Source organism: Streptomyces sp. MMS24-W38, from assembly GCF_059889265.1.
Genome location: NZ_JCBCPP010000001.1, coordinates 2,758,158 through 2,771,607, shown reverse-complemented (window position 1 = coordinate 2,771,607; position 13,450 = coordinate 2,758,158). Strand labels below are relative to the sequence as shown.

The window sequence follows — 13,450 nt, the reverse complement described above, 5'->3', positions numbered from 1 at the left end:
GCGCTACCGCCCGGCCGTCCTCGTCCCTGTCCCCGTCCCCGTCCCCGTTGCCGTTGCCGTCTCCGTCAGCCGGTTCACGAAGTCCGCGGCCGCCGTCCGCACGTCGTCGGGGGTCCACTCCAGGCCGGCCGCCCGCACGTACACCTCGGTGAGCGCCAGGCCCGGGCCCTGCTGATCCCAGCCGTTGGCGAACAGCATGGTTCCCGTCTCCTCGGCCGTGCGGATCGCCGCCTGTGCGAGGGCCTCCGCGTCGTACGGCAGCCACACCTGGAAGTCGTGGGTGTGCGGCACCTCGGGATGGACGCGGGCCCACGGCACCCCGGCCGCGGCCAGGCCCTCGCGCAGCGCGGCGGCCACCACGCGCGCGTGGGTGACGTACTCCGGCAGCCGGGGAAGCTCCCGCTCCAGGCCGATCAGGGCCGACAACGCGGTCGGGAACTGCTGGAAGGCGGTGCCGCCGTACCGGTGCCGCCAGGCCTTCGCCTCCGCCACCAGGGCCCCGGGACCGGCGAGGGCCGCGCCGCCGAAGCCGTCGAGCGACTTGTAGAACGACACGTAGACGCTGTCCGCCAGGCCGGCGATCTCGTCCAGTGGCCGGCCGAAGTGGACGGCGCACTCCCACAGCCGGGCCCCGTCGAAGTGCACCACGGCCTCGCGCTCCCGCGCGGCGTCCACCACCTCGGTGAGCTCCTCCCAGGTGGGCAGCAGGAAACCGGCGTCCCGAAGGGGAAGCTCCAGCATCAGCGCGCCGAAGGGCTCCTCGAAGTCCCGCACCTCGGCGGCGGTCGGCATCCTGGGCTCGCTCGTCACCCGCACCGGACGCAACCCGGCGACCCGGCTGAACGCGTTCCGCTCATGGACCTCGGGGTGGCTGAGCCCGTGCAGAGCGACGACGGGGTTGCCGGTACGGCCCGCCCAGCAGCGCAGAGCCACCTGCTGGGCCATCGTGCCGGTCGGGAAGAACGCTGCGGCCTCGGTGCCGAGGAGCCCGGCGACCCGCTCCTCCAGCGCCTCGACGACACCGTCGCCGTACAGGTCGGACGCCTCGTCCAGGTCGTACCGGCCGTCCGCCTCCGCCAGCAGTGCCAGCCGTTCCCGGAGCGTGCCCAGGAACCCGAGGCGGGCGAGGACGCGCGGAGCACCGCGATAGGCGGCGACCCGCCGTGCGCGCAGCTCCCGGCGCCCCTCCTCGCCGGTGCGCCGCTCGTCCTGTTCCGCTTCCGCCGTGCCGTTCCCCGCCGTATCGCTCATGCCCGGGATCATCCCCCGTGCGGGTGAGCGAGGGCATCGGAGTTTTCGTTCTGCGTTCTGCGTTCTGCGTTGCGCGTTCCGCACACGGCGGCGCAACGCGCAACGAAAAGGGCGCAGCGGGCACAACGGCGACGGCGTGACCGAACACCCGGAGAACCGATCGCGTTAGCATGACGAGAAATCGTCCGGTACCCCGAGCGGACTGGAACGGGAAGGCCGCCGTCGCGTGAACACAGCCCCACAGCCGGATCCCAGGGACCGCCCCGCGCGGCTCACCGTCGGCGTCGTCGGCGCCGGGCGCGTGGGCCCGGCCCTGGCCGCGTCCCTCCAACTCGCCGGACACCGCCCGGTGGCCGTCTCCGCCGTCTCCGCCGCGTCCAGGAGGCGCGCCGAGCAACTGCTCCCCGGCGTACCCGTGGTCCCGCCCGCCGAGGTGCTGGAGCGGGCCGAGCTGGTGCTGCTGACCGTCCCGGACGACGCGCTGCCCGAGCTGGTCTCCGGGCTCGCCGGGACGGGCGCGGTACGGCCGGGGCAACTCCTCGCACACACCTCCGGGCGGTACGGCGCGAAGGTGCTGGACCCCGCCCTGCGGGCCGGAGCGCTGCCGCTGGCCCTGCACCCGGCGATGACGTTCACCGGCACCCCCGTGGACGTGCAGCGGCTCGCCGGGTGCTCCTTCGGCGTCACCGCGCCCGAGGAGCTGCGGCTGGCCGCCGAGGCGCTGGTGATCGAGATGGGCGGCGAGCCGGAGTGGATCGCCGAGGAGAACCGCCCGCTCTACCACGCGGCCCTCGCCCTGGGCGCCAACCACCTGGTCACCCTGGTCGCGCAGTCCCTGGAACTGCTGCGCACCGCCGGGGTCGAGGCACCCGACCGGATGCTCGGCCCGCTGCTCGGCGCGGCCCTGGACAACGCCCTGCGCTCCGGCGACGCGGCCCTCACCGGCCCCGTCGCGCGCGGTGACGCCGGCACCGTCTCCGCGCACGTCGCCGAGTTGCGCCGGCACGCCCCGCAGGCCGTCGCCGGCTACCTGGCGATGGCCCGCGCGACCGCGGACCGCGCCCTCGCCCACGGCCTGCTGAAGCCGGAGCTCGCCGAGGACCTGCTCGGGGTACTCGCCGGCGGGACGACGGGCACCACCGGCGAAACAGGCGCCCCCGGCGAAGGCAAAGGCGAAGGGGAATCCCGATGACCACCACCCTGCTGCGCACCGCCGGGGAACTGCACGCACGCGCGCGTACGGGCCGCCGCGCCGTGGTGATGACCATGGGCGCCCTGCACGAGGGCCACGCCACCCTGATCCGCGCCGCACGCGACATCGCGGGCGCCGACGGCGAGGTGGTGGTCACCGTCTTCGTCAACCCGCTGCAGTTCGGCGAGGGCGAGGACCTCGACCGGTACCCGCGCACCCTGGACGCCGATCTCGACGTCGCCGGACAGGCGGGCGCCGACGCCGTCTTCGCCCCGTCGGCCGACGAGGTCTACCCGGGCGGCGAGCCCCAGGTCCGGATCAGCGCCGGACCCATGGGCGAACGCCTGGAGGGCGCCGCCCGCCCCGGTCACTTCGACGGCGTGCTCACCGTCGTCGCCAAACTGCTGCACCTCACGCGCCCCGACGTCGCCCTGTACGGCCAGAAGGACGCCCAGCAGCTCGCCCTGATCCGCCGCATGGTGCGCGACCTGAACTTCGGCGTCGACATCGTCGGTGTCCCCACCGTCCGCGAGGACGACGGACTGGCCCTGTCCAGCCGCAACCGCTACCTCTCCGCCGCGGAGCGGCGCACCGCCCTCGCACTGTCCGGCGCGCTGTTCGCCGGCCGGGACCGGCACGCCGCGCAGGAGGCGCTGCGCGCGCGGGCCCGCGAGGTGCCCTCCACGCGCGCGCGCGTCGAGGCGCTCAACGCGCTGGGCGAGTCCCGCGCGGCGGCCGACGCGCACGCCGTCGCCACGGCGGCCGGTCCGGCGGCCGTCCGTGCAGCCGCCCGCCAGGTCCTCGACGGAGCCGCCCGCCTCACCCCGCCGCTCACCCTGGACTACCTGGCCCTGGTCGACCCCTCGGACTTCACCGAGATCGGCGACGGCTTCACCGGCGAGGCCGTCCTCGCCGTGGCCGCCCGGGTCGGGACGACCCGCCTGATCGACAACATCCCCCTGACCTTCGGCACCCTCGGAGCCGCCTCGTGACCAGCACAGGCATACGACTGCACGCGCCCGCGCCCGGGTGGTCCATCGACGCGGACGTCGTGGTCGTCGGCTCCGGTGTCGCCGGACTGACCGCGGCGCTGCGCTGCGAGGCCGCCGGGCTGGCCACCGTCGTGGTCACCAAGGCCCGGCTCGACGACGGCTCCACCCGCTGGGCCCAGGGCGGCATCGCCGCGGCACTCGGCGAGGGCGACACCCCCGAGCAGCACCGGGACGACACCCTGGTGGCCGGCGCGGGCCTGTGCGACGAGGAAGCGGTCCGCATCCTCGTCACCGAGGGCCCCGACGCCGTACGCCGTCTCATCGCCACCGGCGCCCACTTCGACGAGACCTCCGAGGGCGGCCTGGAACTGACCCGTGAGGGCGGTCACCACCGGCGGCGCATCGCGCACGCGGGCGGGGACGCCACCGGCGCGGAGATCTCCCGCGCGCTGGTGGAGGCCGTGCGTACGCGCGGGATGCGCACCATCGAGAACGCGCTCGTCCTGGACCTGCTGACGGACGTCGAGGGCCGCACCGCGGGTGTGACCCTGCACGTCATGGGGGAGGGCCAGCACGACGGCGTGGGGGCCGTGCACGCCCCCGCGGTGGTGCTCGCGACCGGCGGCATGGGCCAGGTGTTCAGCGCGACCACGAACCCCTCCGTCTCCACCGGCGACGGTGTGGCGCTGGCCCTGCGCGCGGGCGCCGAGGTCAGCGACCTCGAGTTCGTCCAGTTCCACCCGACCGTCCTGTTCCTCGGCCCCGACGCGGAGGGCCAGCAGCCCCTGGTCTCCGAGGCGGTACGCGGCGAGGGCGCCCACCTGGTCGACGCCGACGGCGTGCGCTTCATGGTCGGGCAGCACGAGCTCGCCGAACTCGCCCCGCGCGACATCGTCGCCAAGGGCATCATGCGCCGGATGGGGGAGCGGGACGCCGAGCACATGTACCTCGACGCCCGCCACTTCGGCGCCGAGATGTGGGAGCACCGCTTCCCGACGATCCTCGCGGCCTGCCGCGCCCACGGCATCGACCCGGTCACCGAGCCCGTGCCGGTCGCCCCGGCCGCCCACTACGCCTCCGGCGGCGTCCGCACCGACTCCCGGGGCCGCACCACCGTCCCCGGTCTGTACGCGTGCGGGGAGGTCGCCTGCACCGGCGTGCACGGCGCCAACCGGCTCGCCTCCAACTCCCTCCTGGAGGGCCTGGTCTACGCCGAGCGCATCGCCGCCGACATCGCCGCGAGCCGGACCGGGGACACCCTCCACGCGCGCGTGCCGCAGCCCCTCCCGCAGGCCGACCGCCCCGGGCACCCCCTGCTCCCCCCGGAGGCCCGCTTCACCATCCAGCGGATCATGACCCGGGGAGCCGGCGTGCTGCGCTCCGCCGACTCGCTCGCCCAGGCCGCCGACGGGCTCCAGCGGCTGCACGCCGACGCCCGCGACGCCCTCGACGAGAACGGCAAGACCGCCGAGCCCGGCGTCGACACCTGGGAGGCCACCAACCTCCTGTGCGTGGCCCGCGTCCTGGTCGCCGCCGCGCGGCAGCGCGAGGAGACCCGCGGCTGCCACTGGCGCGAGGACCGGCCCGAGCGCGACGACACCGCCTGGCGCCGGCACATCGTCGTACGGCTGAACCCGGACCGCACGCTGGCGGCGCACACCACCGACGCCACAGACTTCCCCCCGACCCTCCCCCTTCAGGCCTCCCAGGAGCAGTGACTGCCGTGACCACCCCAGATCTTCCCCTCGTCCCGTCCGGTGGCTGCGGCGACGGCTGCGCCTGCGGCGCGGACTCCGACGGATACGACGGCTACGACGATTACACGGAGTGCGGCCTCGACCCCGCGCTCGCCCAGCTCCTGGCCGACGCCGGCCTGGACCCGGTGGAGGTCGAGGACATCGCCCAGGTCGCCATCCAGGAGGACCTGGCGGGCGGCGTGGACGTGACGACGGTCGCGACCATCCCGGAGGACGCCGTCGCCACCGCCGACTTCAGCGCGCGGGAAGCGGGCGTCGTGGCGGGCCTGAGGATCGCCGAGGCCGTCATGTCGGTGGTCTGCACGGCGGAGTTCGAGGTCGAACGACACGTGGAGGACGGCGACCGGGTGGAGGCCGGCGACACGCTGCTCTCCGTCACCGCCCGCACCCGGGACCTCCTCACGGCGGAACGCAGCGCCCTGAACCTCCTGTGCCGTCTGTCGGGCATCGCGACGGCCACGCGCGCGTGGGCGGACGTCCTGGAGGGCACCCGGGCCGAGGTCCGCGACACCCGCAAGACCACCCCGGGCCTGCGCTCCCTGGAGAAGTTCGCCGTGCGCTGCGGCGGCGGCGTCAACCACCGCATGTCGCTCTCCGACGCGGCCCTGGTCAAGGACAACCACGTCATCGCCGCGGGCGGTGTCGCCCAGGCCTTCCAGGCGGTCCGGGAACGCTTCCCCGACGTGCCGATCGAGGTCGAGGTCGACACCCTGCACCAGCTCCGTGAGGTCGTGGACGCCGGTGCCGACCTGATCCTGCTGGACAACTTCACGCCCGGTGAGTGCGAGGAGGCCGTGGCCGTCGTCGCCGGCCGGGCCGCGCTGGAGGCGTCCGGCCGGCTCACCCTCGGCAACGCCAAGGCGTACGCCGACACGGGAGTCGACTACCTCGCAGTGGGAGCCCTGACCCACTCCTCGCCGATCCTGGACATCGGCCTGGACCTGCGGGCAGCGGAGTAGGGGCCGGCCATGCTGCTGACGATCGACGTGGGCAACACGCACACCGTCCTGGGTCTGTTCGACGGCGAGGACATCGTCGAACACTGGCGGATCTCCACCGACCCGCGCCGCACGGCCGACGAGTTCGCGGTCCTGCTCCAGGGCCTGATGGGCATGCACCCCCTGCTCGGCGACGAACTGGGTGACGGCATCGACGGCATCGCCATCTGCGCGACGGTCCCCTCCGTCCTGCACGAGCTCCGTGAGGTGACCCGCCGCTACTACGGCGACGTGCCCGCGGTACTGGTCGAGCCGGGCGTGAAGACGGGCGTGCCGATCCAGTTCGACAACCCCAAGGAGGTCGGCGCCGACCGCATCATCAACGCGGTCGCGGCGAACGAGCTCTACGGCGGTCCGGCGATCGTCGTCGATTTCGGCACCGCCACCACCTTCGACGCGATCTCGGTGCGCGGGGAGTACGTCGGCGGGGTCATCGCTCCCGGCATCGAGATCTCGGTGGAGGCCCTCGGGGTCAGGGCCGCGCAGCTACGCAAGATCGAGGTGGCGCGGCCCCGGAGCGTGATCGGCAAGAACACGGTCGAGGCGATGCAGTCCGGCATCGTCTACGGCTTCGCCGGCCAGGTGGACGGCGTGGCCCGCCGGATGGCCCGCGAGCTCTCCGACAATCCCGACGAGGTGACCGTCATCGCGACGGGCGGGCTGGCGCCGATGGTCCTGGGCGAGAGCGCGGTCATCGACGAGCACGAGCCCTGGCTGACCCTCATCGGCCTGCGCCTGGTCTACGAACGGAACGTGTCGCGGATGTGACGGAGCGGGCGGACGCCTTCCACCCGGGTGGACGCCCCACGCCACACCCGTCCGCTATGCGGGGTTTGTCTGATTAGCGCGTATCGTCACGGCATGCCCACGCCCTACGGAACGCGCGGCGGCATGGTGTTCGGCGCGGAGGAGCTGCGTGTGCTCCGCCGCGCCCTCGCCCTCGCCCTGCACCCCACGTCCGCCTCGGCCGAAGACGTCCAGGACTGCCTCCGCCTCGCCGACTCCCTCGACGAGGCGATGCGGGAGTACGCCAGGCTGCGCGCCTTCCTGGTGGCCGACCTCGGCCGCTACCGCGCCGCCCTCCCCGGCACAGCCGCCGGCTATCTCGCGCTCCTGGAGGAGGCGCTGGGCGCCGGGTACCGCCCCGACCCCGACGACCTCGCCGCGCTCCGGGCGCTGCGCGGCAACTCCACCGCCGCCGCCCTCCTGGACCGCTGCCGGCTCCTCGCGGAGCAGGACGTGCGCGCCCGCCTCGCCGGCCGTACGGTCCCTGCCGCCGCACCCCTGCCCGGCGTCCCGGTCTCCCGCACCCGGCTCCTCGCCCTGCCGGGCGGCCAGGCTCAGGACGCCGAGGGTGCCGAGGGCTCGGAGGGGCAGGAGGGGCAGGAGGGGCCGGAGAGGCCTGCGGAGGCCGAGAAGCCCGAGAAGAAGCCGGAGCGTGGGCCGTCCGCCCCGCGGCCCGAGCCCGCGCCGAACCCGGCTCCCGCCCCCGGCGCGCCGACGAAGCCCGGCCGTCCCTTTCCCACCCCGGGCGAGGTCTTCCCCCGCCGCAAGTCGGCTCCGCCCCCGTCGGGCCGGCGGCTGGCCGTGGGCTGAGAAACCCGCCGCCCCGCGCCCACCCCCGCCCGGCCGTCCGTCGCGCCCTGGCTACCCTGGACCCATGGAATACGTCGCCGCGTTGCTGCCCTCGGCCGTCATGGCCGCCCTCTTCATCGCTGTGATCCGGGTGATCGTGAAGACTCAGGGCGGCGCCAACAAGGCCAAGGAGGACGCCGCCGTGGACGCGGCCCTCGCCCGCGCGGAGGGTGCCCGGCAGCCCTCCGCCAGGGCCGACGGCTGACCGGAGGCAACGGCAGGACAGGCACGGCAGCCGGTCCGGACGCACGGCTCGAGCGTGGCCGAGCACGGCTCGTGTGCCCTTTTTCTGTGTTTGTTGGCGTTTGCCGGTGTTTGCCGACGCTTGCCGGCGTTTGCCGGTGTTTACGGATGTTCGAGTGCGTTCGGTGCGCAGCGGGCAGTATTTCCCACTATTGTGCAGTTGTGCCTCGCCCATTGGGAGAACTCGAAGACGCGGTCATGACGCGGGTGTGGAAGTGGAACCGCCCGGTGACCGTTCGGGAAGTCCTGGAAGATCTGCAGAAGGAGCGGTCCATCGCGTACACCACGGTGATGACCGTTCTGGACAATCTCCATCAGAAGGGCTGGGTGCGCCGTGAGGCGGAAGGCCGGGCCTATCGATATGAGGCGGTCTCCACCCGCGCCGCCTACGCCGCCGCGCTGATGAACGAGGCGTGGTCGCAGAGCGACAACGCCGCCGCCGCACTCGTCGCCTTCTTCGGCATGATGAGTGAGGAACAGCGTCAGTCCCTCACGGACGCGGTACGCGTTGTCGGGCTGCCGGAAACGAGGGAACAACCCCGCCCGACCGAACAACCCGGATCTGCTCGACAACCCGGCCCGGCGGAACCTCCGGGGGAGAGCCCCGCCTCCGCAGAGGGCCGCGGCGGGCGATAGCGTCCGCTCATGTCAGCAGACAGCCCCGATGTCACCGCAAAAGCCATCACCGTCCGCCGGGCCCGCACCAGCGATGTCCCGGCCGTGCGCCGCCTCCTTGACGCCTACGTCCGCAAGGGCATCCTGCTCGACAAAGCAACGGTGACGCTTTACGAGGCGATCCAGGAGTTCTGGATCGCGGAACGGGACGACAACGCCGAGGTGGTCGGCTGCGGCGCGCTGCATGTGATGTGGGAAGACCTCGCGGAAGTCCGTACTCTCGCCGTGAAGCCCGGTCTGAAGGGTGCCGGCGTGGGCCACCACTTGCTGGAGAAGTTGCTGCAGACCGCCCGCTGGCTAGGTGTTCGCCGGGTTTTCTGTCTGACCTTCGAAGTCGAGTTCTTCGGCAGGCACGGCTTCGTGGAGATCGGTGAGACGCCGGTCGACACCGATGTGTACGCCGAGCTGCTGCGTTCCTATGACGAGGGAGTCGCGGAGTTCCTGGGTCTCGAACGAGTGAAACCGAACACCCTGGGCAACAGTCGGATGCTTCTGCATCTGTGATCGTCGCCGTTCCGTACCGTGTTCCGTGCCCGATGTCATGCGGCGGAGGGCCCCACGCGCAACGCCAAGGAATATTCTGCATCGCGCCCTTGCCGTCGTTCCCTATGTCCGAAACGCGCACGTTTCCGGGCTGTGGGCGGGCGTCGGCCCTCTCCCCGGGGTTTGTGTTTTTTCGTCAAAAGCGGTTTGCTTTCCGAGGTACTGCAGTAGTTCATATAACAAGGGGACGGCGATACGGCGGATGCCGGTACATCCCGGTCCTCAAGTTGTCGATGAAAGGAAATCCGGTGGCACAGAAGGTTCAGGTCCTTCTTGTCGACGACCTCGACGGCGGCGAGGCGGACGAGACCGTGACGTTCGCGTTGGACGGCAAGACATACGAGATCGATCTCACCACCGCCAATGCGGACAAGCTCCGTGGCCTTCTCGAGCCTTACGTGAAGGGCGGCCGTCGTACGGGAGGCCGTGCTTCGGGTGGGCGCGGAAAGGCCCGCGCCTCTGCCGGCGGCAACCAGGACACCGCGGCGATCCGCGCTTGGGCGAAGGCGAACGGTCACGAGGTCAACGACCGCGGCCGTGTTCCCGCGGCCATTCGCGAGGCCTACGAGCGGGCGAACGGCTGAGCGTCGGTTCGACCGGCCTCGCGCATGCCGGCCGGCGGTCGGTCGCAGGCGCGCAGCAGTCGAACGCGGTGGCACTCGGTGGCCACCGTGCTCACCAGTCGTACGAGATCGGGGGCGTCGCCCCGGCCCCCCGTCGCCGACAGCGTCGGCAGCGAGGCCTCGACCTCGCGCCCCGGCCCGGGGGGTCGCAGCCAGACGGCGGCCCCCTGTGAACCGGCGCGGCCCGCAGGGGGCCGGAGGGCGCCGCGGCCGGCCGCGGGGGGCGGCGGAGCGTCGATGAGACCGCCCGCGCCGATCGCGGCGAGATCGAGGGCCAGCGTGCCCCACTCCAGCCAGTCGAGCAGTCCCGGCAGTTCCTCCGCGCTGCCCGCGGCCACCAGCAGCAGCATCCGGCCGCGCTGCAGGGCCACCGGGAACCCCGCGGCAGCGGGTCCTGGCCGCGGCCCCGCCCGCCCGTCACCCCGCAGACGCTCCAGTGCCGCGTGTCCCGCCTCGACGGGTACGTCCAGGACGTCGAAGCGCACCCCCACCGACAGACGCACCGGGTCCCCGGGCACCGTCGGCCAACCCTGTTCGTTCTCGTACCAGTGCCGGATCGGATCGATCGGGTCGGCCATGCCAAGTGCAACCGCCGGAAGGCCATTCGGGTTACGCTAGGTGTATACGCGTGCGCATGGAGTGTCGAACAAGAGGGTGCGGGGGGTACGAGGAGACGCAAGGCTGTTCGCCCGTAGCGGAGGGAACCCCTGGACTCGGCATGGATTGTCGGTGGCAGCGGGTAAGACATCCCTAGTGGGAGGGGGCGACACGCAGGACGGGGACGTATTCCGTTCGCCGTGGGCGTACTGGAGATAGGGGTAACTACCTGGCCTGCGGGAACATCGTCTCGCACCATCGGGTTGGAGCATATGTCGGCGTTCGGGGTCAGGAGGCCATCGAGGGTGTCGGCAGTCGGAATGAGCGGTCCCCGCTCGCGGGACTAAGCTGCGGAAGGACAGGGAGGGGAAGTTCCCCCCACTGCCTGACCGCTCTGAGGAGCGATTAACGATGTTCGAGAGGTTCACCGACCGCGCGCGGCGGGTTGTCGTCCTGGCTCAGGAAGAAGCCCGGATGCTCAACCACAACTACATCGGCACCGAGCACATCCTCCTGGGCCTGATCCACGAGGGTGAGGGTGTCGCCGCCAAGGCCCTTGAGAGCCTCGGGATTTCGCTCGAGGCGGTCCGCCAGCAGGTGGAGGAGATCATCGGCCAGGGGCAGCAGGCGCCGTCCGGCCACATCCCCTTCACCCCCCGTGCCAAGAAGGTGCTCGAGCTGTCGCTCCGCGAGGCGCTGCAGCTGGGTCACAACTACATCGGTACGGAGCACATCCTGCTCGGCCTGATCCGTGAGGGCGAGGGCGTCGCCGCCCAGGTCCTGGTCAAGCTGGGCGCAGATCTGAACCGGGTGCGGCAGCAGGTCATCCAGCTGCTCTCCGGCTACCAGGGCAAGGAGACCGCCACCGCGGGCGGTCCTGCCGAGGGCACTCCCTCCACGTCCCTGGTCCTCGACCAGTTCGGCCGGAACCTCACCCAGGCCGCTCGTGAGTCCAAGCTCGACCCGGTCATCGGGCGCGAGAAGGAGATCGAGCGGGTCATGCAGGTGCTGTCCCGCCGTACCAAGAACAACCCGGTGCTGATCGGTGAGCCCGGCGTCGGCAAGACCGCCGTCGTCGAGGGCCTCGCCCAGGCCATCGTCAAGGGTGAGGTGCCCGAGACCCTCAAGGACAAGCACCTCTACACCCTGGACCTCGGTGCCCTGGTCGCCGGCTCCCGCTACCGCGGTGACTTCGAGGAGCGCCTGAAGAAGGTGCTCAAGGAGATCCGCACCCGCGGCGACATCATCCTGTTCATCGACGAGCTGCACACGCTGGTCGGTGCGGGTGCCGCCGAGGGCGCCATCGACGCGGCCTCCATCCTGAAGCCGATGCTGGCCCGCGGTGAGCTGCAGACCATCGGCGCCACCACGCTGGACGAGTACCGCAAGCACCTGGAGAAGGACGCGGCCCTGGAGCGCCGCTTCCAGCCGATCCAGGTCGCCGAGCCGTCCCTGCCGCACACCATCGAGATCCTCAAGGGTCTGCGCGACCGGTACGAGGCGCACCACCGCGTCTCCATCACCGACGAGGCGCTGGTCCAGGCGGCCACGCTGGCCGACCGGTACATCTCGGACCGCTTCCTCCCGGACAAGGCGATCGACCTGATCGACGAGGCCGGTTCCCGGATGCGCATCCGTCGGATGACCGCGCCGCCGGACCTGCGCGAGTTCGACGAGAAGATCGCCGGTGTCCGCCGGGACAAGGAGTCCGCGATCGACTCGCAGGACTTCGAGAAGGCCGCCTCGCTGCGTGACAAGGAGAAGCAGCTCCTGGCCGCCAAGGCGAAGCGGGAGAAGGAGTGGAAGGCCGGCGACATGGACGTCGTCGCCGAGGTCGACGGCGACCTGATCGCCGAGGTCCTCGCCACGGCCACCGGCATCCCGGTCTTCAAGCTGACCGAGGAGGAGTCCTCGCGTCTGCTGCGCATGGAGGACGAGCTCCACAAGCGGGTCATCGGCCAGATCGACGCCGTCAAGGCGCTGTCCAAGGCGATCCGCCGCACCCGCGCGGGGCTCAAGGACCCGAAGCGCCCCGGTGGCTCGTTCATCTTCGCCGGTCCGTCCGGTGTCGGTAAGACCGAGCTGTCCAAGGCCCTCGCCGAGTTCCTGTTCGGTGACGAGGACGCGCTGATCTCCCTCGACATGTCGGAGTTCAGCGAGAAGCACACGGTCTCGCGCCTCTTCGGTTCGCCCCCCGGCTACGTGGGCTACGAGGAGGGCGGTCAGCTGACGGAGAAGGTGCGCCGCAAGCCGTTCTCGGTCGTCCTCTTCGACGAGGTAGAGAAGGCCCACCCGGACATCTTCAACTCGCTGCTGCAGATCCTGGAGGACGGTCGCCTGACCGACTCCCAGGGCCGGGTCGTGGACTTCAAGAACACGGTCATCATCATGACGACCAACCTCGGCACCCGGGACATCTCCAAGGGCTTCAACCTGGGCTTCGCCGCCGCGGGCGACAAGAAGACCAACTACGAGCGCATGAAGAACAAGGTGTCGGACGAGCTCAAGCAGCACTTCCGCCCCGAGTTCCTCAACCGTGTCGACGACGTGGTCGTCTTCCCGCAGCTCACGCAGGAGGACATCCTCGCGATCGTCGACCTGATGATCCACAAGGTGGACGAGCGCCTGAAGGACCGGGACATGGGCATCGAGCTCTCCCAGTCCGCCAAGGAACTGCTGTCCAAGAGGGGCTACGACCCCGTGCTGGGCGCCCGGCCGCTGCGCCGGACCATCCAGCGCGAGATCGAGGACTCGCTGTCGGAGAAGATCCTCTTCGGCGAGCTGCGCCCCGGCCACATCGTGGTCGTGGACACCGAGGGCGAGGGCGAGACCGCCACCTTCACCTTCCGCGGTGAGGAGAAGTCGGCCCTGCCCGACGTCCCGCCGATCGAGCAGGCGGCCGGTGGAGCCGGCCCGAACCTCAGCAAGGAAGCGTAAGCGTCAC

At 71.7% G+C, this 13,450-nt stretch carries 13 protein-coding genes; 11 read left to right on the top strand and 2 right to left on the bottom strand.

The features are described 5' to 3' along the window. Window positions 1–3 precede the first annotated feature (3 nt). Entirely contained in the window at window positions 4–1,251 is a 1,248-nt protein-coding gene (locus AC6F7H_RS11330; RefSeq protein WP_500756854.1) for a threonine aldolase family protein, read from the bottom strand. A gap of 226 nt (window positions 1,252–1,477) precedes the next feature. Here AC6F7H_RS11330 and AC6F7H_RS11325 point away from each other — a divergent pair, with 226 nt between their 5' ends. From AC6F7H_RS11325 to AC6F7H_RS11280, 10 genes are all read left to right on the top strand, one after another. Then, window positions 1,478–2,443, top strand: a complete 966-nt coding sequence (locus AC6F7H_RS11325) for a Rossmann-like and DUF2520 domain-containing protein (protein WP_500756853.1) — start codon at window positions 1,478–1,480, stop codon at window positions 2,441–2,443. Further along, the gene (gene panC, locus AC6F7H_RS11320; protein WP_500756852.1) at window positions 2,440–3,435 is read left to right on the top strand and encodes a pantoate--beta-alanine ligase; all 996 of its coding nucleotides are present in this window, start codon (window positions 2,440–2,442) and stop codon (window positions 3,433–3,435) included. Before AC6F7H_RS11325 ends, panC begins: the two co-directional genes overlap by 4 nt. Next, window positions 3,432–5,153 (top strand): L-aspartate oxidase, encoded by a 1,722-nt coding sequence (locus AC6F7H_RS11315; RefSeq protein WP_500756851.1) that lies wholly within the window; start codon window positions 3,432–3,434, stop codon window positions 5,151–5,153. The genes panC and AC6F7H_RS11315 overlap by 4 nt, the downstream gene beginning before the upstream one ends. Before the next feature lie 5 nt (window positions 5,154–5,158). Further along, the gene (gene nadC, locus AC6F7H_RS11310) at window positions 5,159–6,151 is read left to right on the top strand and encodes a carboxylating nicotinate-nucleotide diphosphorylase (RefSeq protein WP_500756850.1); all 993 of its coding nucleotides are present in this window, start codon (window positions 5,159–5,161) and stop codon (window positions 6,149–6,151) included. Between the two features lie 9 nt (window positions 6,152–6,160). After that, complete coding sequence (locus tag AC6F7H_RS11305; RefSeq protein ID WP_500756849.1) at window positions 6,161–6,958, top strand: type III pantothenate kinase; 798 nt, start codon at window positions 6,161–6,163, stop codon at window positions 6,956–6,958. Window positions 6,959–7,081: 123 nt separating this feature from the next. Further along, window positions 7,082–7,786: a hypothetical protein gene (locus tag AC6F7H_RS11300; protein WP_500761755.1), complete on the top strand. Its 705-nt coding sequence runs from the start codon at window positions 7,082–7,084 to the stop codon at window positions 7,784–7,786. A 64-nt stretch (window positions 7,787–7,850) separates the two neighbouring features. Then, complete coding sequence (locus AC6F7H_RS11295) at window positions 7,851–8,030, top strand: hypothetical protein (protein WP_109377289.1); 180 nt, start codon at window positions 7,851–7,853, stop codon at window positions 8,028–8,030. A 236-nt stretch (window positions 8,031–8,266) separates the two neighbouring features. Further along, window positions 8,267–8,704: a BlaI/MecI/CopY family transcriptional regulator gene (locus AC6F7H_RS11290; protein ID WP_109377290.1), complete on the top strand. Its 438-nt coding sequence runs from the start codon at window positions 8,267–8,269 to the stop codon at window positions 8,702–8,704. Window positions 8,705–8,713: 9 nt separating this feature from the next. Then, a complete protein-coding gene (locus tag AC6F7H_RS11285) occupies window positions 8,714–9,247 on the top strand; it encodes an amino-acid N-acetyltransferase (protein ID WP_109377291.1) in 534 nt (177 codons plus the stop codon). A 287-nt stretch (window positions 9,248–9,534) separates the two neighbouring features. Further along, complete coding sequence (locus tag AC6F7H_RS11280; RefSeq protein WP_109377292.1) at window positions 9,535–9,870, top strand: histone-like nucleoid-structuring protein Lsr2; 336 nt, start codon at window positions 9,535–9,537, stop codon at window positions 9,868–9,870. Here AC6F7H_RS11280 and AC6F7H_RS11275 read toward each other — a convergent pair. After that, complete coding sequence (locus AC6F7H_RS11275) at window positions 9,849–10,487, bottom strand: SCO3374 family protein (RefSeq protein WP_500756848.1); 639 nt, start codon at window positions 10,485–10,487, stop codon at window positions 9,849–9,851. The genes AC6F7H_RS11280 and AC6F7H_RS11275 overlap by 22 nt on opposite strands. Window positions 10,488–10,917: 430 nt before the next feature. Between AC6F7H_RS11275 and AC6F7H_RS11270 the strand changes: the two genes are divergently transcribed. Further along, a complete protein-coding gene (locus AC6F7H_RS11270) occupies window positions 10,918–13,443 on the top strand; it encodes an ATP-dependent Clp protease ATP-binding subunit (protein ID WP_361460001.1) in 2,526 nt (841 codons plus the stop codon). Window positions 13,444–13,450: the final 7 nt, after the last annotated feature.

Coding starts and splice junctions, on each gene's coding strand:
- AC6F7H_RS11330 (WP_500756854.1), bottom strand. CDS start 1,251: ATGAGCGATACGGCGGGGAACGGCACGGCGGAAGCGGAACAGGACGAG.
- panC (WP_500756852.1), top strand. CDS start 2,440: ATGACCACCACCCTGCTGCGCACCGCCGGGGAACTGCACGCACGCGCG.
- AC6F7H_RS11305 (WP_500756849.1), top strand. CDS start 6,161: ATGCTGCTGACGATCGACGTGGGCAACACGCACACCGTCCTGGGTCTG.
- AC6F7H_RS11300 (WP_500761755.1), top strand. CDS start 7,082: ATGGTGTTCGGCGCGGAGGAGCTGCGTGTGCTCCGCCGCGCCCTCGCC.
- AC6F7H_RS11295 (WP_109377289.1), top strand. CDS start 7,851: ATGGAATACGTCGCCGCGTTGCTGCCCTCGGCCGTCATGGCCGCCCTC.
- AC6F7H_RS11290 (WP_109377290.1), top strand. CDS start 8,267: ATGACGCGGGTGTGGAAGTGGAACCGCCCGGTGACCGTTCGGGAAGTC.
- AC6F7H_RS11285 (WP_109377291.1), top strand. CDS start 8,714: ATGTCAGCAGACAGCCCCGATGTCACCGCAAAAGCCATCACCGTCCGC.
- AC6F7H_RS11275 (WP_500756848.1), bottom strand. CDS start 10,487: ATGGCCGACCCGATCGATCCGATCCGGCACTGGTACGAGAACGAACAG.
- AC6F7H_RS11270 (WP_361460001.1), top strand. CDS start 10,918: ATGTTCGAGAGGTTCACCGACCGCGCGCGGCGGGTTGTCGTCCTGGCT.